The sequence below is a fragment of the Bacillus rugosus genome (assembly GCF_023238245.1).
GTDB lineage: Bacteria > Bacillota > Bacilli > Bacillales > Bacillaceae > Bacillus > Bacillus rugosus.
The window spans coordinates 1,473,468-1,499,421 of sequence record NZ_CP096590.1 but is presented as its reverse complement, the minus strand read 5'-3'; the positions used below and the strand labels follow the sequence as shown (position 1 = coordinate 1,499,421).

20 protein-coding genes are annotated in these 25,954 nt (G+C 41.8%); 4 read left to right on the top strand and 16 right to left on the bottom strand.

What is annotated here, in order from left to right:
* Positions 1–172: 172 nt before the first annotated feature.
* A complete protein-coding gene (locus tag M0696_RS07670) occupies positions 173–1,354 on the top strand; it encodes an aminotransferase A (RefSeq protein ID WP_222142738.1) in 1,182 nt (393 codons plus the stop codon).
* 9 nt (positions 1,355–1,363) lie between these two features.
* Here the strand turns inward: M0696_RS07670 and kinA are convergent, their stop codons facing one another.
* Positions 1,364–3,184, bottom strand: a complete 1,821-nt coding sequence (gene kinA, locus M0696_RS07665; protein ID WP_166853303.1) for a sporulation histidine kinase KinA — start codon at positions 3,182–3,184, stop codon at positions 1,364–1,366.
* 163 nt (positions 3,185–3,347) lie between these two features.
* Positions 3,348–5,468, bottom strand: coding sequence for a peptidoglycan D,D-transpeptidase FtsI family protein (locus M0696_RS07660; protein ID WP_248602669.1), 2,121 nt, complete (start codon positions 5,466–5,468; stop codon positions 3,348–3,350).
* 337 nt (positions 5,469–5,805) lie between these two features.
* Between M0696_RS07660 and M0696_RS07655 the strand changes: the two genes are divergently transcribed.
* Positions 5,806–6,579: a CAP domain-containing protein gene (locus M0696_RS07655; RefSeq protein WP_222142736.1), complete on the top strand. Its 774-nt coding sequence runs from the start codon at positions 5,806–5,808 to the stop codon at positions 6,577–6,579.
* Between the two features lie 468 nt (positions 6,580–7,047).
* Here M0696_RS07655 and M0696_RS07650 read toward each other — a convergent pair whose 3' ends face one another.
* From M0696_RS07650 to mcpC, 3 genes are all read right to left on the bottom strand, one after another.
* Positions 7,048–7,938: a Vgb family protein gene (locus M0696_RS07650; RefSeq protein ID WP_222142735.1), complete on the bottom strand. Its 891-nt coding sequence runs from the start codon at positions 7,936–7,938 to the stop codon at positions 7,048–7,050.
* 575 nt (positions 7,939–8,513) lie between these two features.
* Positions 8,514–9,380 (bottom strand): NAD(P)-dependent oxidoreductase, encoded by an 867-nt coding sequence (locus M0696_RS07645; protein WP_222142734.1) that lies wholly within the window; start codon positions 9,378–9,380, stop codon positions 8,514–8,516.
* 153 nt (positions 9,381–9,533) lie between these two features.
* Entirely contained in the window at positions 9,534–11,501 is a 1,968-nt protein-coding gene (gene mcpC / locus M0696_RS07640; RefSeq protein WP_222142733.1) for a methyl-accepting chemotaxis protein McpC, read from the bottom strand.
* 134 nt (positions 11,502–11,635) lie between these two features.
* Between mcpC and M0696_RS07635 the strand changes: the two genes are divergently transcribed.
* Entirely contained in the window at positions 11,636–12,334 is a 699-nt protein-coding gene (locus M0696_RS07635; RefSeq protein WP_222142732.1) for a GNAT family N-acetyltransferase, read from the top strand.
* Here M0696_RS07635 and splB read toward each other — a convergent pair.
* The 8 genes from splB to papB form a co-directional block, all read right to left on the bottom strand.
* Positions 12,331–13,359, bottom strand: coding sequence for a spore photoproduct lyase (gene splB / locus M0696_RS07630; RefSeq protein ID WP_166853316.1), 1,029 nt, complete (start codon positions 13,357–13,359; stop codon positions 12,331–12,333). The two genes, M0696_RS07635 and splB, sit on opposite strands and share 4 nt — an antisense overlap.
* 77 nt (positions 13,360–13,436) lie before the next feature.
* Entirely contained in the window at positions 13,437–13,676 is a 240-nt protein-coding gene (gene splA, locus M0696_RS07625) for a splAB operon transcriptional regulator SplA (RefSeq protein WP_003218644.1), read from the bottom strand.
* Positions 13,677–13,766: 90 nt separating this feature from the next.
* Complete coding sequence (ptsP, locus tag M0696_RS07620) at positions 13,767–15,479, bottom strand: phosphoenolpyruvate--protein phosphotransferase (protein WP_003218638.1); 1,713 nt, start codon at positions 15,477–15,479, stop codon at positions 13,767–13,769.
* Positions 15,479–15,745, bottom strand: coding sequence for a phosphocarrier protein HPr (locus tag M0696_RS07615; protein ID WP_003218637.1), 267 nt, complete (start codon positions 15,743–15,745; stop codon positions 15,479–15,481). The genes ptsP and M0696_RS07615 overlap by 1 nt, the downstream gene beginning before the upstream one ends.
* Positions 15,746–15,842: 97 nt before the next feature.
* Positions 15,843–17,942: a PTS glucose transporter subunit IIABC gene (gene ptsG, locus M0696_RS07610; RefSeq protein ID WP_166853320.1), complete on the bottom strand. Its 2,100-nt coding sequence runs from the start codon at positions 17,940–17,942 to the stop codon at positions 15,843–15,845.
* A 229-nt stretch (positions 17,943–18,171) separates the two neighbouring features.
* Positions 18,172–19,038 carry a glucose PTS transporter transcription antiterminator GlcT gene (glcT, locus tag M0696_RS07605; RefSeq protein ID WP_222142731.1) on the bottom strand — a complete coding sequence of 289 codons (867 nt, stop codon included), beginning with the start codon at positions 19,036–19,038 and terminating at the stop codon, positions 18,172–18,174.
* 62 nt (positions 19,039–19,100) lie between these two features.
* Positions 19,101–20,066: a LacI family DNA-binding transcriptional regulator gene (locus M0696_RS07600; RefSeq protein WP_166853324.1), complete on the bottom strand. Its 966-nt coding sequence runs from the start codon at positions 20,064–20,066 to the stop codon at positions 19,101–19,103.
* A gap of 282 nt (positions 20,067–20,348) precedes the next feature.
* Positions 20,349–21,443: a di/tri-peptidase gene (papB, locus tag M0696_RS07595; protein WP_222142730.1), complete on the bottom strand. Its 1,095-nt coding sequence runs from the start codon at positions 21,441–21,443 to the stop codon at positions 20,349–20,351.
* Positions 21,444–21,607: 164 nt separating this feature from the next.
* Here papB and M0696_RS07590 point away from each other — a divergent pair, with 164 nt between their 5' ends.
* Entirely contained in the window at positions 21,608–21,811 is a 204-nt protein-coding gene (locus M0696_RS07590; protein ID WP_222142729.1) for a hypothetical protein, read from the top strand.
* Between the two features lie 37 nt (positions 21,812–21,848).
* Here the strand turns inward: M0696_RS07590 and pfeT are convergent, their stop codons facing one another.
* The 3 genes from pfeT to ykvU all read right to left on the bottom strand — a co-directional run bounded on the left by pfeT (position 21,849) and on the right by ykvU (position 25,882).
* Positions 21,849–23,762, bottom strand: a complete 1,914-nt coding sequence (gene pfeT / locus M0696_RS07585; RefSeq protein WP_222142728.1) for a metal-transporting ATPase PfeT — start codon at positions 23,760–23,762, stop codon at positions 21,849–21,851.
* Between the two features lie 234 nt (positions 23,763–23,996).
* Positions 23,997–24,449: an endospore biogenesis thiol-disulfide oxidoreductase StoA gene (gene stoA, locus M0696_RS07580; protein WP_248602762.1), complete on the bottom strand. Its 453-nt coding sequence runs from the start codon at positions 24,447–24,449 to the stop codon at positions 23,997–23,999.
* 95 nt (positions 24,450–24,544) lie between these two features.
* On the bottom strand, positions 24,545–25,882 hold the full coding sequence (gene ykvU, locus M0696_RS07575) for a sporulation protein YkvU (protein ID WP_166853335.1): 1,338 nt from the start codon (positions 25,880–25,882) through the stop codon (positions 24,545–24,547).
* Between the last annotated feature and the right edge of the window lie 72 nt (positions 25,883–25,954).

The window sequence follows — 25,954 nt, the reverse complement described above, 5'->3', positions numbered from 1 at the left end:
AACATGATACAATAAAGACAATCAAATCGCTGGTTGTCTTCTTTTTTTCTGAACGAAAGGTATGTTTAGAAAAAGGGCGCATACAATCGAAATATATCTGCTAAAAAGGTGACAAATGATCAGCTAGTGGTAAAATAGGATAAACTCATTATATTTGTTAAGGTGATGAATTATGGAACATTTGCTGAATCCGAAAGCAAGAGAGATTGAAATTTCAGGAATACGCAAATTCTCAAATCTTGTAGCTCAACATGAAGACGTAATTTCACTTACAATCGGCCAGCCTGATTTTTTCACGCCGCATCACGTGAAAGCTGCCGCAAAAAAAGCCATTGATGAAAACGTGACGTCATATACTCCGAACGCCGGCTACCTGGAGCTGAGACAAGCTGTGCAGCTTTATATGAAGAAAAAAGCGGATTTCAACTATGATGCTGAATCTGAAATCATCATTACAACGGGCGCAAGCCAAGCCATTGATGCTGCATTCCGGACGATTTTATCCCCTGGTGATGAAGTAATTATGCCAGGCCCGATTTATCCAGGCTATGAGCCTATTATCAATTTGTGCGGCGCCAAGCCTGTCATTGTTGATACTACGTCACACGGCTTTAAGCTAACTGCCCGTCTGATTGAAGATGCTCTGACTCCTAACACCAAGTGTGTCGTGCTTCCTTATCCGTCAAATCCTACCGGCGTGACTTTATCTGAAGAAGAACTGAAAAGCATCGCAGCCCTTTTAAAAGGCAGAAATGTCTTCGTACTATCTGATGAAATATACAGTGAATTAACATATGACAGACCGCATTACTCGATCGCAACCCATTTGCGGGATCAAACGATTGTCATTAACGGCTTGTCAAAATCACACAGCATGACCGGTTGGAGAATTGGATTTTTATTCGCACCGAAAGACATAGCAAAGCACATTTTAAAAGTTCATCAGTATAATGTGTCGTGCGCGTCATCCATTTCTCAAAAAGCCGCGCTTGAAGCTGTGACAAACGGCTTTGACGACGCGCTGATTATGAGGGAACAATACAAAAAACGTCTGGACTATGTGTATGACCGTCTTGTTTCCATGGGGCTTGATGTTGTAAAACCGTCTGGCGCGTTTTATATCTTCCCTTCTATTAAATCATTTGGAATGTCTTCATTTGATTTTAGTATGGCTCTTTTGGAGGATTCTGGCGTGGCACTCGTGCCGGGCAGCTCGTTCTCAAAGTATGGTGAAGGATATGTGAGGCTGTCTTTTGCATACTCGCTGGACACGTTAAGAGAAGGCCTGGATCGCTTAGAATTATTTGTATTAAAAAAACGGGAATCAATGCAGACGATAAACAACGGCATTTAAGCCGTTGTTTTATTTTTTTGGAAATGAAATTTTAAACGCTGTGCCTTTTTCCGGTTGGCTGTCTACATGGATGACCCCCTGATGATTTTCGATAATATTAAATGTCACCATCAGTCCAAGCCCCGTGCCTTTTTCTTTTGTCGTTAAAAATGGTTCTCCAATCCGGTTCAGCACCTTTTCAGGTATGCCTTCCCCTTCATCTTTGACAGTGACATGAACAGAATGCTCATCCTCAGTTATGATAATGTCAACTGTTCCCCCGTCAGGCATTGATTCAACTGCATTTTTAATTAAATTAATGAATACCTGCTTTAATTGGTTTTGATCTCCGTTTATATAAATGCTGTCATTTTCATAGCTGGTTCTGATAAAAATGCCATTTAAATTTGCCTGCGTTTCTAACAGGGCTGAAACCTCACCAATTAATTTTTTCAAATTCAAATATTCTTTAACGGCATTTTGCTGGGGTTTCGCCAGCATAAGCAGCTCACTGAGTATTAATTCGATGCGGCTGAGTTCAGAAAACACAATATCAAAGTAATGTTCATTTCCTTCCATCGTCGGCTTCATCAGCTGTAAAAATCCTTTAATCGCTGTCAGCGGGTTGCGGATCTCATGGGCGATTCCAGCCGCGAGCTGCCCTGCGATTGATAATTTTTCTGATTTCAGCATCAATTCTTCTGTTTGTTTTCTTTCAGAAATGTCCCGAAGAATAACTTGGACAGCTGCTTCACCAAAAAAGGTCGTCGGAATGCAGACCATCTCCGTATAGATGACCCTGTTCTGGAAGGTGAACCATGATTGCTTGACAATTTCTGATTCTGTTTTTTGCTCGGCGATGTTTTGGATTCTTTCTTTTACATCCTCGTGATCGCAAGGATGCAGCTGATCATATATGTTTTTGCCAATTAAATCCTCATAGGTAGCCGCTTCAAACAGGGAAATTCCCGACTCATTCATAAACACCCATTTTCCATTATGAATCACCGCAATGGTATCGATTGAATTTTGAATCAGCAGCTGATATCGTTCACGGCTTTTTTGCAGGATAGTTTGGAATTTTTTCCTTGAAGAGATATCGATCAGCAGCAGCAGCTCAGCCTGCTGGTTTTTGTAGACGGTCGGGGACGCTTTCACTTCTAAATGAACAGGTGTGCCATCAAGCCTTTTCCACGTCTGTTCAATCATTCCGACTTCCATTCCTTTTTGCATTCGTATAATCCTGTTTTTCACGATATCATGATATTCTTCTTCAATAAATTCATAGGACCATTTGCCAATAATAGCATTCTTGCTTTTTGCTCCCAGCATTGAAAGCATAGCGTTGTTTACATAGACGATCTTGCCTTTGACACTGATGCATAGCGGGCTCGGGAGATTTTCAACTAACCGTTCGTAATCATCCGTTATATATGTAGTCGATTCCGGGCTTGCAGGCTCGATTTCATGTTTTTCGCAGTTTAGGGATTGATGGCCTGTTTCTTCTTCAAGAACCTTCATTTTCAAAATGATTTCCCGTTCTGTCCGCTCAGCTCTTGTCGTAACGATTTCTACCGCAGCCTCCACCCACACAATCGTATGGTCTTTTTTAATAAAACGAAAGGTGCACGGCATCAGATGGTGTTCATTATAAAAATAGCTTTCAACTAAAAATTGGTCTTCCTCATGCAGAAACGTTTTGAGGAATGATCCGATCATCTCTCCTTGGAGATAGCCTAAGTGCAGTTTGGAGTTGGCAGATATATAAATGATGCGTCCATTAGAGGCCAAGACTGCATGAATATCGGTTTTTGTTTGAAATGGTTTAACATGCTGCGTATCCTGTTCCACAGAATCCCTCCTTTGCATGATCATCGTGTTTCGATATATACAGATTGACTTTTACCTAGTATGATTCGCTAGAAAATGAGTATTCTCCTTCTATTCTTATGGTGAACGTCAATTTTTGAATAAAAGAAAGGGCACACAACCCTTCAGTTGAGCACCCTGTTTTTTATTTTTTACTGTGTTTCTTTTCGAGCTCTGCATAAGCGTGAATAGCTCTTTTGGCAATAAGTTTGTTGATCGGATCGTGGTCGTTCGCTACAGAAGGTACAACGACACTAAATGCCACTTTTGGATTTTTAGACGGATAATAGCCGACAAATGTCAGATTATACGTGCTATTTCCCCACCAATTACGGTTCGTGCCGTAGTAAAATGTTTCGGCTGTTCCCGTTTTCCCTGATACGTCTTCTGTAAACGTATTTTTAGCTGTCCCTGAAGAAGTGACTAATTTCATACCTGTTTGCACTTGCCTCAAATCACTCTCTGAATTGTTGATCTTATTTAGTACTTTAGCTTTTCTATGTTCAATCGCCTTGCCAAGCTGGTCTTTTTTGCCTGGCTCATGAATACTTGTGACGATTCTAGGCTGAACACGATAGCCTCCATTGGCGATTACTGAGATGTACTGGGCCATTTGAAGTGGTGTGTATGTATCGTATTGACCGATTGCCAAGTCTAAAATTAATCCCCCTACAGTTTCAGGTGTGGTTTGCATGCCGGCTGATTCCTGCGGCAGATCAATACCTGTCTTTACGCCCAAGCCAAATTGGCTGTAGTAATTTCTCATTTTATTTAAATCCTTCTGATCAGCAGGAAGAGGTCCATGCGGCTTGTATGTTACACCGGCAATGTGCATGGCGACATTAAACATATATACGTTTGAACTTTTTTGCAAAGCGGTTAATTCATTGATGGTTCCCATGTTCATATAGGATTTCTTTGGTTTGTTATTACCTGCAAAATACAAAGGTGTATCAACAAAATATTTATAATGCGGAATCCCGTCCTGATAGCCGGCAAGTACGGTGGCACCCTTTACTGCGGATCCCATTTCGTATTGTGTTGTAAAAGCACCTATCGCATAATCTTGAATTTTGTTTGTTCCTAAATCTATCTTTTTTCCTGCCATCGACAAAATATCGCCGTTATTCGGGTCCATCATTACGGCAAAGGCTCTGTCAAGCATATAGTTTCCGCGTGCACGGCTGTTTCTCACTTCCTCTTCAATGATCTTTTCTACTTCTGCCTGAAGCTCCATGTCGAAAGAAAGCTGAAGATCGTATCCCCTGCTGCCTTTATCAATCGTTTTTTGTCTGACGACATTACCTTTATTGTCTTCTACGTATTGCACTTTTTCTTTATGCGAATTTAAGTAGTCTTCATATTGATACTCTATATAACTTTTCCCCACTCTGTCATTATTCGCATAGCCTCTTGTTAAGTAGAAATCTTTACGGTCGCTCAGCAGGCCTTGATCAGGTGTCGTGACACCGCCAAAAACGGAATAAAGGGTTTTGTCATAAGGATATTTTCTTGTCCAATCGTTTACGATGTCGATTCCCGGAAGCTCTTCTAAATGCTCAGATACGATCGAAATTTCATCATATGTTAAGTCATTTTTTGGCCGTTGCTTGGAGCTTTTCTTCTCATCAAGCAGCGTTCCGTTTTTTCCATTGCTGTTGCTTTCATTTGGATTCATCGCCTTTACGATTTGAGGTTCGTAAGCATTTCCGCTTGAAAACCTTGTATATATCGCAGCAATTTCCATTTCTTCGTCGTCTCGCTGAATCGCCTTCAATTCTTGATCCGGAACACGTTCAATTTGAAGCTTGTAAGCCTGGGCCCCTTTTAGATTGCTTTCAGATTCCTTAAGCAGAGCGGCAGCTTTTTTCGGATGAGATGCGATCCAATAATCACGCAAATCTCTTTCCTTCAAAAATTCGGTATCAATATGAATGAAAGCAGCAAGCCGCTTCGCTGTTTTGATTTTGTCTTCTGTTTTTGTGCTCGATGTTGAAACATACACAATTTCAGGCACGCTCTGGTTATCGACAGCCACTTTCTGGTTTCTATCGTACATCTTCCCTCGAGGCGCCGGATAGTACGCTGTTTTTGCATTTGCTTTCTCAGCGTCTTCTTCATGCTGTTCGCCTTCAACAATTTGAACAACGCCAAGCTTGAAGATTAATGCAGTGAATAGAACAAAGACAGCAAGGAAAAAAAGGTTCATTCTGATTGCCCTGTTTCCTTTGCTTTTTTTCTTTGGTTCACGTCCTATTTCAGTCACTTCTGGTTACCCCTCTCAAATCATTCAATATATTTACATATACTGAGATTAATTGTAACACCTTTGTAACAGTTGTTACAGCAAAAAAGGATAAAAAAAGCTGTCAATATAAAAACACATTAAAATATAACTAACGATTCAAATAAAAGGAAGCAATGTAACTGTACAATAATATCATGAAATGCAGGTAATTCCCTTCATCTCAGCGGTTTAGCGCATATTGGTTACGAAAATGACAATCTCTCTTTGTCAAAGGAAAGTCATGGATACTTTATGACAAAAAAGCTATGTTATGATTTTTTTGTAGAAACAAACAACTCTAGGAGGTTATGAACTAATGAAGAAAGCATTTATTTTATCTGCTGCCGCTGCGGTTGGATTATTCACATTCGGGGGCGTACAGCAAGCATCAGCGAAAGAACTCTCCTGCCAGCATGTGGTAACGGTAAAAACGGGGAACACAGTGCAAAACATGTCTCTTAACGATGTAGTGAAAAAGCTGCATATTAACACAAATATCAAAACATTAAACGCTGCTAACGAAAAAGAGATCAAGCAGCTTCTTAAAAAACATGCGAAGCAATCTAACATGAACATTCAGGATGTTCAAAAGAAAGAAACTGCAAAACCTGCACAAAAAACTACAGAAAAAGCAGCTACGCAACAAAACACTGCTTCTAAAGCACCTGCAGCTGCTGAAAAAACAAACACAACAACATCTGCGCCTTCATCTGTAAGTGCATATGAGAAAAAAGTTGTTGAGCTTACAAATGCAGAAAGACAAAAACAAGGCTTAAAACCGCTTCAAATTGATGAAACGTTAAGCAAATCTGCACGTGCAAAATCTCAGGATATGAAAGACAAGAACTACTTTGATCACCAAAGCCCAACTTACGGCTCACCGTTTGACATGATGAAATCTTTTGGAATCAGCTACAAAACAGCGGGTGAAAACATCGCTAAAGGCCAAAAGACACCAGAAGAAGTAGTAAAAGCTTGGATGAACAGTGAAGGACACAGAAAAAACATTCTAAACCCTAACTTTACTCACATCGGTGTAGGCTACGTTGAGTCTGGAAGCATCTGGACACAGCAATTCATCGGAAAATAATATATAAAGATCCTGTACGATAACCTTCAGCTTGTAGAGAAAACCATGTTTTTTCTGCAAGCTTTTTTGTTTTATATATTTGCATACACCCATTCATCTGTTTCTAGAAACAGAAAAAAGCTCCCGCACCGGCTAAGTATGCATACTTTGGCACGCGGCTGTCCGGAGAACTTATTCGCGTTTTCCCTCAATCTGCACTACACTTTGAATCTGCAATGCTTCGCTCAATTTTTCTTTTTTTCAGGGATTTTCCCTGAAACAGACAAACGATTATACATGCCGGGTTGAACGATGGGTATTTCGGTCAGATTTTGGACAAGCCAGAACAAATTAGGCTTCATACTGAGTTTCTTGTGTGGAACAAAGTATGACACCTTCCTTTTAGTCTTTCTTTTATTTTATTACAGGTAAAATAAAAGCTGCCGAGGTTTTCTCGACAGCCTGAGGAGCAAAGGGTGCCCTTTTGCATTATTTTATTAAATGTAGTTTTCCTATTTTGTTACATTCTAATGCAAACCACACTGTTCCATCATTATCACATCCAATTCCATGAGGTTCAGCATTAGGTGTGTTGATTGTATATTCTTCAATTGTTTGATCACTTGCCAGCCTTCCGATTTGATTTGCTCCCCACTCGGTAAACCATAAATCAGATTTCACTCCTGCCACGATAGCGTGGGGACGTGCATTTGGTGTAGGGATATCATATTCAGTTATTTCACCTGAAACTGTAATCTTACCTATCTTATTACCCATTATTTCTACAAACCAAAGTGCATCATCATGCCCCTTTGTAATCCCTACTGGTCCTGCTGCTGGTGTCGAAATTGGAAATTCCGTTAACTGTCCTGATTCAGTTATTTTGCCAATAGCATTGTTCTGGTTTTCAGTGAACCAAAGTGACTGATCTGAACCCAATGTAATAAAAGAAGGGTATGATTCTTGATTAGGTAGTTCGTATTCATGGATCTTGCCCTCTGCCGTCAATTTACCTATTCGATTTCCATTCATCTCAGTAAACCAGATATCGCCGTTTGGACCTTCCGTAATTCCATATGGGGCTGAATTTGGATGCGGCAAAGGATATTCTATAAATTGCCCTTTTGTTGTTAATTTCCCTATCTTATTAGCTCCATTTTCAGTAAACCAAATATCTCCTTTTGAAGACACCGTTAAACACATGACTCTAGCATCTGGTGTCGGAACAGTATACTCTTGAACTTGTCCCTTCTTATCAATACAACTAATCTTGTTTGCTTTATGCTGAGTAAACCATACCTTTCCTTCGAGTGAAACTGCTATCCCATATGGACCTGAATCATCATGTAGAATATTTATTTCTTGCTGTTCAAATTTCATATAAATTCCCCCCCTAAAAAAGATCTACAAAAAAACCTCCTATTCTCATTTTCTGAGATAGGAGGCAATGCATAGTTCATACCTAAGTAGACTTGACTTAAAAGCCACTTTAGTCAGTATAAATAAAGAACATTACACATAATCCTATCTCAGAAATTCAACCAATAAACAAAACAAATAAGCATTCAGAAGCTGAATGTATAAGTTAAGCTATTGATTCTTTCTTAAAGTTAGGATTAATAAATCATGTTCTTATTTTCATCCTTCCGTTTTTTGTTAAGGTAACTGTAAAATACTAGCTCAATTTTGTCAAATGAAAAAAATGTGTGCGGAAGGCGTTCATTTTTCCAACAACAAAAGGCGCATGATCGAAAGAAGGGTGCTTTTTGGAAAAGCAAAAATATAATAAATGCGGATCAGTTGCAACAGTATTGTAAACTGTCCGAGTTTTTAAAAGGGTAAAAGCACGATTGAATTAATAAAGAGAAGGATAAATCCCTCTCAGAGAATGAGAAAGGCTGTCGAGGTTTTCTTGAAAGCCTAAAGGAATAACTGTATGTTACAGGCAATCTTTTTTATTTTACCCAAAGCTTATATATACTCTGTGTTCCGCTGTTTTCTTCGCCTTGTGCAGCGAGCTTGTCATATAAGGATTTTGCAAGCGACAAGCCTGGCATCTCTTCCCCCATTAATTCCGCTTCCTCAAGCGCAATTCCCATATCTTTAATAAAATGTTTTACATAAAAACCTGGTTCAAAGTTGCCTTGCAGCATACGGGGTGCAAGATTTGACAATGACCAGCTACCTGCTGCGCCAGTTGTGATGCTTTTCAGGACATTTTCCGGCTTCAGGCCTGATTTTTGAGCATATGCCATCGCTTCAGCAACGCCGATCATACCAGCTGCGATTGCAATCTGATTACACATCTTTGTATGCTGGCCGCTTCCAGCCGGTCCTTGATACTGAATGTTTTCTCCCATTAAAGAGAAAATCGGCAAGCAGGCTTCAAATGCTTCTTTTTCTCCACCGACCATAATCGCGAGTGTTCCGTTTTGTGCACCGATATCTCCGCCGGAGACAGGGGCATCTAAAGAGAACAATGCTTTTTCTTTGGCCGCTTCAGCAATCTTCTTCGCAAGCGAAGGTTTAGATGTCGTCATATCAATGAGATATGTGCCTTCTTTTGCATTTTCAATAATTCCGTTGCTTCCGAAATACACTTCTTCAACATCACTGGGATAGCCGACCATTGTAATGATAACGTCCGCTTCTTTTGAAAGATCTTTGACCGTTTCTTTCCATACCGCGCCTTTTTGCAGTATGCTGTCTGCTTTTTCTTTTGTCCGGGTGTACACCAATACAGGATGGCCGTCATCGAGAATATGTGATGCCATGCTCTTTCCCATCACTCCAAGACCGATAAAACCAATTGTTTTTTTCAAGGTCATTCCTCCCAGATGTTTCGTTTTGATTTTAGTTAAAATTTATCATTTTACCTTCATTTTCTAGACTACCATATCTATTCTTCATATAGTAGACCTCTTAATATAAAAAAACCCCCTGAAAGAAACCATGTTTTGGGGGAATTTTTTGGATTACAATGTGAATTTTGCAATTGTGTTCATAAGCTCTTGGCTTGCATGTTTTAACGTTTCCGTTGAGTGTTTGACTTTATCAAGGGTGATCAGCTGTTCATCGGTTGATGCGTTCACTTCCTCTGCTGCAGCGGCCGATTCTTGTGATATGGCTGATATGCTTTGAATCGCTTCAGAAATTGCGAGCTGTTCATCACTCATTCTTTGAATTTCTTCGTAAATGTGATCAATGCCTTGTACCAGTGATTGCATTTCTGCCGTTATCGTGTTTAATACCTCTCCAGTCTCATGAATGGCACTGTTTTGTTCATCATTCATTCTGCTTGCCTCAACCATTGCGTGAGAGGCCTCTTTTGTCTCAAGCTGGATAAGCTTCACAGTCTCGCTGATATGCTTTGTAGAAAGTGCTGATTGCTCAGCAAGCTTCCTCACTTCATCGGCTACGACGGCAAAGCCGCGTCCGCTTTCTCCGGCTCTGGCTGCCTCAATGCTGGCATTTAAGGCAAGCAAGTTGGTCTGGTCAGAAATATTCGAAATGGCTGTAACGACCTCTTCAATATTCTTTGTTTGATTTTCCAGATCAAGCAGCATCGTTTCAACCTTTTTTGTTTCCATGTTGGCTTCGTTTGACTTCATCAGCAGCTGGCCGAGCGCGTCAAGTCCTTTATAGCTTGCGTCCTCAGACGATTTTGAGCGTTCTTTAATCCCGCCTGCCTCCTCAGCGATTTGTCTGATTTTAGTTGACAGGCTTTCTGATTTTTCGTTAATGGTCTCGACTTCAGAAGCCTGTTCTGATGCCCCAGCGGCTACTTCTTCAATCGCTTTTGCAATTTGTCCGCTTGTTTCATTTGTTTCCTCAGAGACAGCCGTTAATTGCTCAGAGGTATCAGATACTTTCCCTGAAGAGAGTCTCACTTGCTCAACCATTTCCTTCATATTCTCAACCATCTGATTAAAGTCTCTTGTTAGAATACCGACTTCATCCTTGGATTTTGATTCAGCATGAACGGTTAAATCGCCTGCGGAAACTGCCTTCGTTTTTGCGATCAGCTGCTGTATCGGGCCGGTTATCGTTTTGGCCAGGAAATAGCTGAGAATAATCGTTGCGACAAGCGCGATCAGTGATATCCAAAGGTTCGCCCGGTTCATTTTATCTGAAATCCACATTAATTTATCAGTATCAAATTGTGTTCCGACTTTCCAGCCCGTTTCACCAATCGTTTGGTACACAACCATTTTCCCATTTTCATCCTGTATCCCTTTTTTCTCAGATGCAATGGTTTTCAATGCTTGATCCTTTGATATATTTTTTCCTTGGTTTGACGGGTGGGCTAAAAGATTGCCGCTCGCATCAGCTAAAAAGGCAAATCCATTGTAAGGCACCTTTTGCTTATTGACCATGCTCTGGATAGCTGAGAGTTTCAAGTCGTAGCTGGCAACCCCTATCACTTTCTGCCCGTTAAGTACCGCTTTCGATGCAGTGACAATCATGTCTCCTGTCACGACATCTTTATAGGGTTCCGTCCAAACGACTTGATCCGGAGTTTCAGCTGCAAGCTTATACCATGGTCTTAATGTCGGGTCATAATCATCAGCAAAATCGGCTTTCGGATATGTAAACATCTCTTTTTTTGCGGTGCCTATGTAAGCCATCGCAACATAATTATCGTTATCTTTGATTTGTTTAATGTCATCATTAAACAGCCGAGAAGCTTCTTTACTTGGTTTCGTTACAAATGTATGAGCTAATTCTCCATTAGCCAATCTTGATAACGATATCGCATAACTCTTTAATTGCAATTCAATATTTTGTTCAAGTGACTGCGTCACGTTTTGAGTTGTATTTTTCCCATCCTCTGTAATCATCGGTTTTAGCGTCAAATAAGAAGACAGCATTAAAAGAACAACTGTGACGATTAACATGATTGAGACAAAAACAGCAATCTTCATGTGAAGTTTTTTAAACAAACCAATCCCCTCCTAATTTCTATATCGGCCTTTTCGTTTGAAAAATGAATAATCAAAAAATAAATTATATGAAAAACGGAATATATTTACTGAAAATTCAATCTTCGTTATAATAAAACAACAAAAGGAGGGTGATGACCATACTCAAACAAATATATGTGCATAACGGCAGAAAATTTGAGTCTCTGACCATAAGAAACTATACTGAGACTGACGTAAAGGGGCTGATTTCTCTTCAAAGAGAATGTTTCCCTCCTCCGTTCCCCCAAGACTTGCTATGGTCAGAGGAACAGCTTGAGAGCCATATCCAAACCTTTCCGGAAGGCGCTTTATGCGCGCTGGTCAATGGCAGAATTGTCGGTTCTATGACTGCCCTTATTGTACATTTTGAGCCTGAATCTCCTGACCACACATGGGCGCAGGCAACAGACAACGGATTTATTAAAAATCATGATCCTCGCGGAAATACTTTATATGTAGTGGATATTTCTGTTTCTCCTCATTATCGTAAGCTTGGAATTGGAAAATGGCTGATGAATACGATGTATGAGCTGACTGTTGACAAGCGGCTGGAGCGCCTACTCGGCGGCGGACGAATTCCTTTTTATCATAAATACTCACACGAGATCAGCGCTGTTCAATACGTTGAAGACGTGATAGAGGGCAAGAAAAAAGACCCTGTGCTGTCCTTTCTTCTCCATTGCGGCCGTTCACCAATTCGTGTTGTCAGCAATTATTTAGACGATAAAGAATCTGTGAATTTCGGGGTTTTGATGGAATGGAAAAATCCTTTTTATAAAAAAGCGAGCTGTTCATCACAACAGCCCGTTTAAGTGAAATATTCGATTTTCGCGTTAGGGAAATAAGAATCAATATAGGATTCAAGCGTTTCCCGAAGTACATGCTCTTCATCTTTCTGATAAATATATTTTCCGATCCCGTAACGGCCCCATTTATAACGACGTTTTTCTTCATCTAATTCGAGCTTCGTCTTCGGATAATTCTTCTCTATCACTCGTTTGGCCGGTTTTGTAAAACGGTGCTGGATTAATTCAAACGTAATATCATGTCTAACATCCTGCGGCAAAGCAGCATCGAGCTTTTCAAACAAATGTCTGTATCCTTCTTCCCAGCCTTCATGAATATAAATTGGAGCAACAATAAAGCCTAGCGGGTATCCTGCTTTTGCAACTTTTACTGCCGCTTCTATACGTTTATCAAGAGGTGAGGTTCCCGGCTCAAAGTTCTTAATTACATAGTCGGCATTAATACTGAATCTGAATCTCGTTTTCCCGTTATGCTTTGCATCTAATAGGTGATCGACATGATGGAATTTTGTAACAAATCTGAGCTTTCCAAGGTCACTTTGTCCAAAATGTTCAATGGCGCGCTTCAGCGTGTGTGTCAGATGATCGATTCCCACAATATCTGATGTACATGAGGCTTCGAACCTTGTGAATTCTGGTGCGCGCTCCTTCATATACTGATCTGCCTGATCCAAAATCTCCTCGACATTTACATAAGTTCTGATATACGGCTTTGATCCCATGGTTGTTTGCAGATAGCAGTAATGGCAATGCCCCATGCAGCCTGTTGCAAACGGAATGGCATATTCAGCCGAAGGTTTGGAAGAATCAAACTTTAATGTTTTCCGTACACCGATGACTAACGTTGACTTCGCGTTGCGATATTGCTGAAGATGATTTTTTCCAGGAATATTACGCACTTGATTGTGGGATGTTGTTTCTCTGATTTCAATGCCCATTTTCTCAAATTTATCTTGTAATTCTTGGGCCAGCGGATATTCCAGCGCTCTCGGTTCAATATACACAAGCTGCGGAACAAATGGGTTCTGCATAATGCCACATCCTTTTCCTTTACTAACGTTACTTTTCTCATAAGGCGGAAAGGATATGAGTTGTAATGATTTCCTTGTTACTCATACGGATCGATATCAAATAGTTCTTTGTAGAGTGATTTAGCTTCTTCATAGCTTGCAAACACAGCATCGTCCTCAGCAAACGGATGATAGGTTTCATAAATAAACAACGAAAGCTCACCTTCATGGTACGGGTGATGTACAATTTCAGCTTCTTTTATGTGGGCAACATTGGCGGCGTGCGGATTTCTGTAGATCACGTAAACTGTATCTCCTGCGTTAAATTGGTTTGACATTCTATCCCTCCTAGCCATGTTATTGTGCCCTTCTATGCCCTTAGTTATGAAAAAAACCAGACAGGCCGGAGGCCGTCTGGTTTCTGTACATTACTTGAATGTTTCTTTTACGAACGCGACAACTTCTTCTGTCGTGCTCATAGACAAGATTTTCTCTTTGAATGACTCAGCTTCTTGTTTAGACAATTTGCTGATTTGTGTTCTTGCCGGAAGGATAGAAGTTGCGCTCATTGAGAACTCATCTAAGCCTAAGCCGAGAAGGATCGGAATCGCAATCTCGTCTCCTGCCATTTCTCCGCACATGCCAACCCATTTTCCTTCTTTGTGTGCCGCTTCAATTACGAGTGTAATTAAGCGCAGGATTGCCGGGTTGTATGGCTGATACAGATAAGATACACGTTCATTCATACGGTCAGCTGCCATTGTGTATTGGATCAAATCGTTTGTTCCAATACTGAAGAAATCAACCTCTTTAGCAAACTGATCAGCGATGACTGCAGTTGACGGAATTTCAACCATCATACCGACTTCAATATCATCAGATACGGCCTGTCCCGCTTTTACAAGCTTTTCTTTCTCTTCAAGAAGGATCGCTTTTGCTTCTTTGAATTCGTTAACTGTCGCAATCATAGGGAACATGATTTTCAGGTTTCCGTATGTACTTGCACGAAGCAGCGCGCGAAGCTGTGTTCTGAAGATTTCTTGCTCTTCAAGGCAAAGACGAATCGCTCTGTATCCCAAGAACGGGTTCATTTCTTTAGGAAGCTGCAGGTAAGGAAGCTCTTTGTCTCCGCCGATATCAAGTGTCCGCACGACAACTGATTTTCCTTCCATACGCTCAAGAACCGTTTTGTAAGCATCAAACTGCTCATCTTCTGTAGGCAGCTGATCTCTTCCCATGTAAAGGAATTCTGTACGGTACAGACCAACTGCTTCTCCGCCGTTTTCAAGAACGCCTTTCACATCATCAGGAGTACCGATGTTAGCTGCAAGCTCTACATGATGTCCGTCTTTTGAGACAGTCGGTTCATTGACAAGCTTCGCCCACTCAGCTTTTTGAGCCAAATAAGCATTATGTTTTTCTTCATACTCTTTTACCGTTTCCGCAGATGGATCGATAATGACATCGCCATTGATACCGTCAACGATAACAGTCACGCCGTTTTGGATCGTGCCTGTAGCCGCTTTCGTACCGACAACTGCAGGAATCTCAAGAGAACGCGCCATGATGGCAGAGTGAGATGTGCGTCCGCCGATATCAGTTGTGAATCCTTTTACGAACTCACGGTTTAATTGAGCTGTATCAGATGGTGTTAAGTCTTCAGCTACAATAATAACCTCTTCTGAGATCATGCTTGGGTTTGGAATTTCGACGCCAAGCAAATGCCCGGTTACGCGTTTTGTTACGTCGCGGATATCTGCCGCACGCTCTTTCATATATTCGTTGTCCATGGATTCAAACATAGTAACGAACATAGAAGACGTTTCTTTTAAAGCGAATTCAGCATTCACTGAATCAGTGCTGATTTTTTCTTTCACAGGGTTCAGAAGCTCAGGATCACTGAGAACTAAAAGGTGAGCAGAAAAAATATCAGCTTTATCCTGACCCAGTTCTTTCAAAGCGTGCTCTTTGATTTTTTCGAGCTCTTCTTTTGAACGTGCAATCGCTTCATCAAAACGGCTTACTTCCGCTTCAGAATCAGAGATGTTTTTCTTTTCAACCGTTAAATCTGGCTCTTCAAGCCGGTACGCTTTTGCAATTGCGATGCCGGCTGAAGCACCAATCCCTTTTAATTCTTGCATTACTCGCCGAGTCCTTCGCTTTTCATTGTTTCTTCTAAAGCGTTAAGAGCATCGTTTTCGTCAGCGCCAGTAGCAGAAATTGTGATCTCAGCGCCTTTAGCGATACCTAAAGACATAACACCCATGATAGATTTAAGGTTAACTGTTTTGCCGTTATATTCTAAATTAACGTCAGCGTCGTATTTGCTTGCAGTTTGTACTAGAACTGTCGCAGGACGAGCGTGGATTCCAGAATCTGCAGTTACTTTAAATGTTTTTTGTGCCATTTTTATCATTCTCCTTTTAACTTAAAGCTATATTACTTCACAATATTATATCATACAGCCGTACTTGTCATCTGACAAGCACAGCGTACTAACACCTTTATTTTTCAATTTTCACAATGTCTTCTTGCTCTCTGTTGACTGAGCCGCTTGCTTTCATGCTGACTGTTTCTCCTTCAGCAAGGTTCGTAAATACAATCGGTGTCATAAGAGACGGTACATTCGGTTTAACTGCGTCCAGATCAACTTCAAGAAGTTTTTGTCCAGGCTCAACGCGGTCTCCTTCTGATACGAAAGACGTAAATCCTTCGCCCTTCAGGCTGACAGTATCAATACCAAAGTGGATCAAAATTTCTCTTCCTCCGTCGGATTGCAGGCCGATCGCATGTTTCGTCGGGAACACATTTAGAATTTTCCCTCGAACCGGTGATACGACAATACCTTCAGAAGGGAGAATTGCAAAACCGTCACCCATCATTTTTCCTGAGAAGACTTGGTCAGGAACATCAGTAATCGGGTGAATTTCCCCGGCAATCGGAGAAACGAAAACTTCCTCGCCGATTTCATTTTGCAGCGGTTCTGCAATGACTTCCTCAACCTGCTGACCTACTTCCTCTTGAGCAGATGTTGTCGGTTCAGGTCTTGGCTTGCGTCCCGCAATGATGTCTTGCATTTGTGTTTTTAAACCGTCAGAACGCGGTCCGAAAATAGCTTGAATGTTGTTGCCGACTTCCAGCACCCCGGATGCGCCGAGCTGTTTCAGACGGTCTTTATCAACCTTTTTCTGATCGTTTACAGTCACACGAAGACGAGTGATACATGCATCAAGGTGTTTGATGTTTTCCTGGTCACCCATTGCCTGCAGGATCTCGTATGGAAGATCTCCTGCTTCACCAGTTTTCCCAGATGCTGCTGTTTCTTCCGTAGCATCCTCGCGTCCCGGTGTTTTCAGATTAAATTTGCGGATCGCAAATCGGAATCCGAAGTAGTAAATGACCGCAAGTCCTAAGCCGACAGGGATGACAAGCCACCATGCCGTCCGGTTCGGTAAAATACCGAATAGAAAGTAGTCAATTAAACCGCCGGAGAATGTCATACCAATCTTAACATTCAACAGCTGCATGACCATGAATGAAAGTCCCGCAAACACACAGTGAATCGCAAACAAGACAGGGGCAACGAATAGGAATGAGAATTCCAATGGCTCTGTGATCCCTGTTAAGAAGGATGTCAAGGCCGCTGAACCCATAATACCTGCAACGAGTTTTTTGTTTTGCGGTTTTGCTTCATGATAAATCGCAAGTGCCGCAGCAGGCAGACCGAACATCATAAATGGATATTTACCTGTCATAAACGTACCTGCTGTTAACTGTACGCCGTCTTTAATCTGCGCCATAAAGATACGCTGATCCCCGCGGATGATTTCCCCTGCTGCACTCTTATAGCTGAAGAATTCATACCAGAACGGCGAGTAGAAAATGTGGTGCAAACCGAATGGGATAAGCGAACGTTCAATCACCCCGAAGATAAATGCAGCAAGGGTTGGATTCGCTTCCACTAATCCTGTTGAAAAGGCATTCAATCCATGCTGGATCGGAGGCCAGATCACTAACATAATAAGACCCAGAATCAGTGCAGAAATTGATGTAACAATTGGAACGAAACGTTTACCCGCAAAGAAACCAAGATATTGCGGCAATTCAATTGTGTAAAATTTGTTAAATAATAATGCAGCTAACACACCGACGATAATACCGCCGAACACGCCTGTCGCCAAGGTAGGTATACCAAGCATGTTTACATATGCAGGATGGTTTTCCGTGAAAAACTTGGCTCTTTCGATTGAATCGGAAGGAATGGTTCCGTTTGCAAGAAGAACCGCACTCATGGATACGTTCATCACCAGATAACCGATAATTGCTGCAATCCCTGCAACTCCATCACCGTTGGCAAGCCCGATGGCTACACCTACTGCGAATAGAAGCGGAAGGTTATCAAAAACAATCTGCCCAGCGCTTTCCATAACACCTGCTACGAGCTGAACATTGTCATTGCTCAAGAAATGCAGGACCTGAATCATGTCCTTATTTTGCATCGCATTCCCGATCGCAAGCAAAATACCCGCAGCCGGAAGGATTGCAACTGGAAGCATAAGCGCACGCCCAATTTTTTGAAGAACGCCGAATAATGCTTTAAACATAAGAATTGACCTCCTCTTTTTACTAGTCTGACCTTACAGCTAAAAATCATGACAACGAATTCACAGGCGTAAGTCTTCCAGTTTAACCGTTTACATTTGCCCTTTTACACAACAAAAAGGGCATGAGCAAAATTGGGTGCGCAAAAGAACGAGAATGGACTTCCCGTTTTTTCCCCTCAATCACTCATGCCTGATCGAATCAGTAACACGTTATAAGGATAAACTGAATTTATGAAATTTTATTGGTTAATCGGTACAGATGAAGCGTCAGGTAAACCGCTTCCGCCTCATGAACTGGTTTCTTCAATGTTTGCTGCAAGATTTTAATCAATTTCCAAGCTGTATTGTAGCATAGCGGATATTCATTTTTCAATAACAACATTAATTTTTCTGGTTCTTTAGTCGGTTCTTCTTTTTTAATTCTTTCTATTGTAAATCTGATATGCCGGATCAGCCGCAAATAGTTGACACTTTCCTTGTTTACTTTCATTTGAAACGAGTCTTCAATCACCTCGACAAGCTGCGCCATCAGCTGCGAGTGCTGATTGACTTCGGACAGCGGACGGTTTGTCAGAGCTGAATGGATATGCAGGGCGATAAAACCGATTTCACCTTCCGGAAGGCAGATTCCCGCCTTTTCATTGATCATATCTATAACTTCTTTGGCAATTTGATATTCTTCAGGATATAGTGACTGAGTCTCCATTAAAAATGGATTTTTCATATCAAAGCCCTGCTGCTGCCTTTTGATCGCAAATGCGATATGGTCTGTCAGCGCAATGTGAATATGTTCATTTAATGGGTGGTTTGTCCTATTGCTGATGTGATAGATGACATCGTTTGAAATATCAACGAGCTTTTCATCAACATAGTCAAGGAGCTTTTTAAACTGCTTTTGTTCCTTCTCGTCCTTTAAAATGAACATTTTATCGTAGCCTTTATCTTCAATGACATCATCTTGTTTTTTCCCGAAACCAATACCTTTTCCGATTAAAACGACTTCGCTATATTTATGATGAGAAGCAATTAAGACGTTATTATTCAGTACCTTTTTCACTGTGAAGGACCCATTCACGATCCTCAGCTCCTTTGTCATTCAATACCTCATATCGTACATAACGAACGGAATGCGCGTCAAACCTTTTTTCAACGCTTTCACTAAACAGTCGATCTTTCGATGAGACGGTAATCCAGAACTTTCCTTTCAATCGACTTTCCCTGAATTCTTTTTTCCAGCATGGCAAACGCCTGCTTTCCCATTTCCTTTGTCTGAATATCGATTGTTGTGATACCAAGTGATTGGCTTATTTCATGGTTATCAACGCTTAGGATTGAAAGCTCATCCGGTACCGATACCCGCTGGGCCTTTGCTTCTAGTAAAAGCCCTGCTGAAACTTGATCATTGGCAACAAAAATAGCCGTCGGCCTTTCCTTCCACGTTTTCCACTTATGAAAAAGTGCCTTTCCATCATTGATTGTAATCGCTTTCTCGATCACCCAGTCTTCATGAAATGCCTCTCCGATCTCTTCCAATGCTTCTTTATAGGCTTTGATTCGAAAATGGCTGTTCATGCCTTTTTTTCTAGCCAAACAGATGGCTATTTTTTTGTGCCCTTTGGCAATTAAATAGTCCAATCCGTACCGGAATGCTTGTTGGTGAGGAATGCTGATGGTTGGGAAACGGCCGATGTCTGAATTCTGGCAGAGCAATATCGGGCCTTCCCATTCCATGAGTTTCTCATCAGCAAGCGCCTTTGAGCAAAAAATCAGCCCGTCAACCTGACGCTGCTTTAATTGGGACAACGCAAAGAGTTCTTTCTGAACATCATAGTTTGTTTGGAATAAAGAGAGGTGAATCCCGGATTCCGCGGCTGCGTCGGCTATACCTGCAATCAGCTCCGCAAAATAAGGCAGATTAACCGTCGGCAAGACAACACCAATCATGTTTGAAAATCCTTTCGACAAATGGACAGCGTGGATATTTCTCGTGTACGCCAATGCTTCCATTGCCTCAAGCACTCTATTTCTTTTGTCTTCACTGACGTAAGGATGATTGTTTATAACGCGGGAAACCGTTGTAACGGAGACACCAGCTTTTTCTGCAATGTCTTTAATATTAGCCATAGATTCCCTTCTTTCTAAATTCCCTTGATCTGGAATGCGTTTCATACAATATGATATGAACGACCAGACATATTTTATGTTTTTAGAGCTGAAAGGAGAAGATCACATGGGTTTCTTCATTTTAATTGGATTATGTCTGACTGTTCTCGGCGGCAGCTGTCTTGCAGTAAAACCTCTCAACCAAAAACATGAAATTAAACCATTTCGAACATTTGATGATTTTTTTATTTAATGCAGATAAAAAAGGACGATGTCGAGAACAAAGTCCTTTTTTACTTCCTGTTACGACAGTATGATTAATTCCTTTGGATATTGAGTCAGAGCAACCGCTCCGTCCTTTGTGACATGAACGTCATCCTCAATGCGCACGCCGCCGATCTCAGGCACATATATACCCGGTTCGATCGTGTAGACCATGCCTTCCTGTAGCAGAGTATCGTTTGCTTGGCTCATTGATGGGTACTCGTGGACAGAAATCCCGAGTCCGTGGCCCAGCCGGTGAGGAAAATAATCTCCGTACCCTGCTTTTTCAATGATTCCGCGGGCAGTTAAATCCAGATCTCCGATTCTGACACCGGGTTTGCTTGCCTCAATCGCGGCTTTTTCCGCTTGAAGCACGGTCTCATAGATTTCCTCTTGCTTCGTATTGATGGTCTTATATGCAAACGTTCTTGTAATATCAGAGCAGTAGCCGTCAAGAATCACACCGAGATCAAATAAAACAAAATCACCTTTCTTCAACGTGGCCGTCCCCGGATTTCCATGTGGCTGGCCTGATTTTTCTCCAAACAAAACCATTGTGGAGAAAGACATGCCCTGAATTCCTTTTTTCTTCAGCTCATACTCGATTTGAGCGAGCACTTCCACTTCACTGATGCCTTCACGCAAAGCGGCTGTGCCGACTTCAACACCATAATCAGCAAGCTTTGCAGCCTCTTTCAGCAAACGAATTTCATTGTCGTCTTTCATCAAGCGAAATTGATTGAGTGTTTCTTCTGCTGAAACAAATTGAGCCCCGCCCACTGAATGCTTCAGCTGTTCTGCGCGTGATAGTGAGATCGAATCCTTTTCTACCGCGAGTGTATGTATGCTGATATTTCGCTTTTTCAAGGCTTTCTCTATCAGCTCCCACGGATTTTGGTGATCCGCATAACCAATAATTTCATAATTCCAGCCTGCGTTGCGGGCCTGGTTTGCTTCCATCCCGGGACAAACAAAGAAAGGCTCCTCTTCTTGAAAAATAAATAAACCCATTACTCTTTCATGCGGCTCTGTGTAAAAACCGGTTAAGTAAAAAACATTCTCTTTCGTATGAATAAATGCGGCAGTATGCCCCGCTTCCTTCAACCATGAAGAGACGCGTTGTATTCTATTCATTTCTTGTTCCTCCCTGCCATTTGCAATGCATTGTTCTGTCTTCTATTGTAACAGGTTTTAGAGGTGTTTGCCTTTCGCGGCGCCTTCGTTTTCGATCCATTTTATTTCCTGCCCCTCTTCCTGTATACTGACAGTAGAGTTCAAGCACAGGGAGTTGTTCCGTTTTGCTGATGAATTTTTTCAGACGAAAAGCAGTTATGCTCTTAACGGTTTTGGGAATTTCCGCTCCTTTTATTGGCATGAAGATGGTCGGTTTTTATTATTACAGCTCCATCATAGGCTGTGCAGCAGGTTGCCTATTTTGCATCCTTGCTCTCATCATGGTTACGAAAAGATCCGATAAAGACAAAAAAGAAGGAAAAGCTTGATACATAAAAAACCAGCAGCCCAATTGGACTGCTGATTTTATTTTAGAAGTCTTAACCCGTTTAAGATCACCAAGATCGTACTTCCCTCATGACCGATCACGCCAAATGGCAATTCCATCACCTGCAAAAAGTTTGCACAAATCAGCAAGCAGATCACAGCTAGAGAAAATACGATATTTTGTTTGATAATCCTGTTCATTTTCCGTGACAAACGGCACATGTTTACGAGCTTTTTCAAATCGTTTTTCATGAGTACCATATCAGCAGTCTCAAGAGCGACGTCTGTTCCGCCGCCCATTGCAATGCCGACATCCGCCGCTTTAAGTGCGGGCGCATCATTGATTCCGTCACCGACCATTGCAATCGTTCCGAATTCTTCTTTTAACCGTTTGATTTCATTCACTTTTTGGTCAGGCAGGCATTCTGCCGCAACAGTTGTCATTCCGGCTTCCTTCGCTATCGCTTGAGCCGTGTCCTCATGATCTCCTGTCAGCATGGCCGTTTTAATCCCAAGTCGGTTCAATTCTTCCATGACCTCTTTTGTTTCGGGCCTGATTTGATCTTTCAGTGCGATACAGCCGGCTATTTGGTCATCCTTTTTTACAAATACAATCGTATGTCCGCTTTGATTGACATCTGGTGCTGTTTGTTTTATAAATTGTGCTGCCATTTCCTCGCCGATAAAACCCGCTTTGCCGATCTTCCATTTCGCGCCCGACACTTCTGCCATAACGCCAAACCCTGATGTTTCTTCTATAGATATGTAGCCAGACTGATTTATGCCGCGGCTTTCAGCGTACGTTGTTATCGCTTGAGCGAGCGGATGGCTTGATTGCGTTTCGATGGCATAGACGGCCTCAAGAACTTCCACTTCACTGAATCCTTCTGCAATTTTGATAGTCTCAACGGCAGGCTGGCCTTTTGTTACAGTGCCTGTTTTATCAAAGGCGATCATTTGCACAGAGCCCAGCTGTTCAAGAAAGACGCTTCCTTTCACAAGCATACCGTTACGGGCGCCATTTGAAATCAAGGACAGCGCCGCCGGCATAATAGAGGCGACAAGCGCACAAGGTGAAGCGACAACCATAAACACCATTGCGCGGTAGAAGGTTTCACTCCAGCTCCAGCCCAGCGCAAAGTGCGGCACGAATAATAAGAGCCCTACCGCGATCAGCACACCTTTTACATAAGCATTTTCAAATCGTTCGATGAAAGCCTGTGCGGGTGAAACACTGCTTTGCGCAGATTCAACCAGTTTGATAATTTTTCTGAATAACGAATCTTCATTTGCTTTCGTGACACGGACGGTCAAAGAGCCGTTGCGATTCACAGTTCCCGTAAATACCGCGTCGCCGGTGTTTTTTTCTACAGGCATTGATTCACCTGTTAATGCTGACTCATCAATGCTTGTTGATCCCGATTCAATGATACCGTCTGCCGCTACGCGTTCTCCAGGTTTGATCACAATCATATCACCGGCCTGCAAATCCGAAACCGGAACTCTTTTGGTTTCGCCACCGACCATCAGTGTTGCTTCTTCAGGCTCAAGCTGCATTAAAGATGTTAAATCTCTGCTGCTTTTATTCATCGTGTATGTTTCTAAAGCTCCGCTTAAGGAAAAAATAAATATTAAAATAGCACCCTCTGCCCAGTATCCGATCAAGGCGGAACCAATGGCAGCGAAAATCATTAAAAGTTCTACATTCAGCGTTTTGGATTCAAGCGTTTCTTCGATTCCTTCCTTTGCTTTAGCAAATCCGCCGATCACAAAAGCCAGCAGGTAAAGTGTTATTGATAATACTTGATGTCCGGATAAGAGCCAGCCTGCCAAAATTAGAGCGCCTGACACGAGTGAAGCGATAAGCTCCGCATGCTGTGCCAGGTTTTTTTCTCTCTGCTCTGTTTTTAATGGCTCATGCGGATCGTGTTTAACGATAACTTGTTCATTCATATCGAATTCTCCTCTCTAATTGAGAACGTAAATCATCTTCATTTCTTTTATAAAAACAAAATTGCTGCCTAAAAGGCAGCTTTATTGTCAGTTATTTCTTGATGTCTCCTTTATTATAGCATGCGTAATGAGAATTTCAATTATAATTATTTTAATTTCTTTTTGATAGTAATTATCATTAACATTTATCCGATTCTTCACTATATGAAAAAAGCTGAGAGGCTATGCTCCCAGCTATTCTTCCGTCCATTCTTTCAGTTGTTCAGCCGTCATCGGGCCAATTTTTGTTTTTTCAATTTCTCCCTTTTCATTCAGCAAAAATGATGTTGGGATCGTGATGATATGATACTCCTTCATCAATTCTCCTTTTGAGTCAAGAACTATCGGAAACGTCAGCTTGTTTGCTTTAATAAAGTCTTCAACAGTTTGCTGGTTTTGTTCTGAGTTCACTAAATTCACCGTTACCAGCTTTACGCCATCGGATTGATGGGCATCATAAAACGATTGAAACTGGGGAAGTTCCTTTTTGCAGGGCGGACACCATGATGTCCAAAAATGCAGGATGGTTTTTTGCCCTTTATTCGGGATCGAGATATCTTCCCCTTCTATCGTTTTCATAAGAAAAACAGCGGGAACTGCAGGCTGTTTATCCTCAGCTGCTGACACATCAGGAAACGATGCAATCATCCCCAATAACACAAGGCATACAGTAAGCAAGCGTTTCGTCAACTTGGAATCTTCCTTTCATGCTTTTCAATTAGCTTGCCCCTGCTTTTTCTTTATCATCCTTCAATTCGCGGCGCTCTGTTTCCTCCCGTTAGGAAAACAGATACCTGCAGCGCTTTGCAGATCGTGACATAGTGAAGGCTCGTCAGCAAAATCATCCCGGTATTCATCCCTAGGATTATCCCAAGCATTTGCAGATTCTCCATTGATCCCAGCACATACATCATACTTAGCGCAACGATATGGCTCCACACATTGTGATAAAAAGCTTCTTTCACAAACCCCATCCCGATTAAGCAGGCCTGCAGCGGCATGACAAACAGATGAAAGAGAAAGTAAGGCCACAACAGCTGCAAGTAATACTGCGCTTCAGGGGAGTGAAAAAACAAATGTGTAAGAGGTCCCGCAAACTGGAACATGATCCAGACGGCCGGTATGCCGTAGCCAAACGTAATGAAAATCGACTGCTTCAGTCTTTTTAATACGATATCATACTGAGAAAGCGCATAAGCTTCCGAAATACTCGGTATCATGACGACCATTAACGAATGGGCAATAAAAGCGGGAAACGACCCTATCGTCACAGCCACTCCCGCCAGCATTCCGTATTGATCGATTGCCGCTGTCCCGGCAACACCCGCAGCCAAAAGCGCTCCTTTTACTAAAAAGGGTTCAATCGCATTGACAACCGCATGAAAAATGCGCAGTCCTGTTGTAGGAATGGAAACGGCAAGCAGTCTTTTTCTCACATCCTTTCCGCGCAAATGAATGTGCTGCTGGCCGGATACCGCCCGCCTCGCTATGATAAATTGCGAATATAAATAAACAAGCACAACCACATCACTCACAACTAAGACAAACAAGGAAATCAGCACAGCCATGTCCAATTCAAATGAGTACCATTGAAAAAAGAGGAATAAGCACAAAAGCTGGATGATTTTTTTCAGCACATTGGCGATTGCGATCTTCCCCATTTTTTGCACACCCATAAAGTAGCCCCTGGCGATTGAAGTAAAGGCGACAATAGGAATTAAGCCGATAACAATCCCTTTAATAAACGGGTGGTATGTATCAAATACCGGAATAAACGGAAGCGCAATACTGGCGGCGGCAGTAGAAAACGCTGTAAAAACGACCGTCATTCTGAATGCGTGCCTCAGCATGCTTTCATGAAGCTTAGGGTTTGATTCGGCAATGAATTTAGAAATTGAGATCGGCAGTTCCAGGCTTGCGATGACAATAATTAAAAAGATCGTGGGCAAAATACTCATGTAAAGCCCCATCCCATGCTCGCCAAGCTCCCGCGCCAAAATCATATTCACGACAAATTCAAGGCATTCAGCGAAAAAGGCGGCAATGGATAAAAGAATGATCCCTTTCACAAATCGATTCATGATGTCTCTCCTTGTCTCTTGTTACCAACATCATATGAGACAAGTTCATAAATTATTTTATTTTTACTCTTT

Excerpts from the sequence above, each read along its gene's own strand:
- M0696_RS07670 (WP_222142738.1), top strand. The coding sequence starts at position 173 with ATGGAACATTTGCTGAATCCGAAAGCAAGAGAGATTGAAATTTCAGGA.
- M0696_RS07655 (WP_222142736.1), top strand. The coding sequence starts at position 5,806 with ATGAAGAAAGCATTTATTTTATCTGCTGCCGCTGCGGTTGGATTATTC.
- M0696_RS07650 (WP_222142735.1), bottom strand. The coding sequence starts at position 7,938 with ATGAAATTTGAACAGCAAGAAATAAATATTCTACATGATGATTCAGGT.
- M0696_RS07635 (WP_222142732.1), top strand. The coding sequence starts at position 11,636 with ATGACCATACTCAAACAAATATATGTGCATAACGGCAGAAAATTTGAG.
- splB (WP_166853316.1), bottom strand. The coding sequence starts at position 13,359 with ATGCAGAACCCATTTGTTCCGCAGCTTGTGTATATTGAACCGAGAGCG.
- splA (WP_003218644.1), bottom strand. The coding sequence starts at position 13,676 with ATGTCAAACCAATTTAACGCAGGAGATACAGTTTACGTGATCTACAGA.
- ptsP (WP_003218638.1), bottom strand. The coding sequence starts at position 15,479 with ATGCAAGAATTAAAAGGGATTGGTGCTTCAGCCGGCATCGCAATTGCA.
- M0696_RS07615 (WP_003218637.1), bottom strand. The coding sequence starts at position 15,745 with ATGGCACAAAAAACATTTAAAGTAACTGCAGATTCTGGAATCCACGCT.
- ptsG (WP_166853320.1), bottom strand. The coding sequence starts at position 17,942 with ATGTTTAAAGCATTATTCGGCGTTCTTCAAAAAATTGGGCGTGCGCTT.
- glcT (WP_222142731.1), bottom strand. The coding sequence starts at position 19,038 with ATGACAAAGGAGCTGAGGATCGTGAATGGGTCCTTCACAGTGAAAAAG.
- M0696_RS07600 (WP_166853324.1), bottom strand. The coding sequence starts at position 20,066 with ATGGCTAATATTAAAGACATTGCAGAAAAAGCTGGTGTCTCCGTTACA.
- papB (WP_222142730.1), bottom strand. The coding sequence starts at position 21,443 with ATGAATAGAATACAACGCGTCTCTTCATGGTTGAAGGAAGCGGGGCAT.
- pfeT (WP_222142728.1), bottom strand. The coding sequence starts at position 23,762 with ATGAATGAACAAGTTATCGTTAAACACGATCCGCATGAGCCATTAAAA.
- stoA (WP_248602762.1), bottom strand. The coding sequence starts at position 24,449 with ATGATTGCATCGTTTCCTGATGTGTCAGCAGCTGAGGATAAACAGCCT.
- ykvU (WP_166853335.1), bottom strand. The coding sequence starts at position 25,882 with ATGAATCGATTTGTGAAAGGGATCATTCTTTTATCCATTGCCGCCTTT.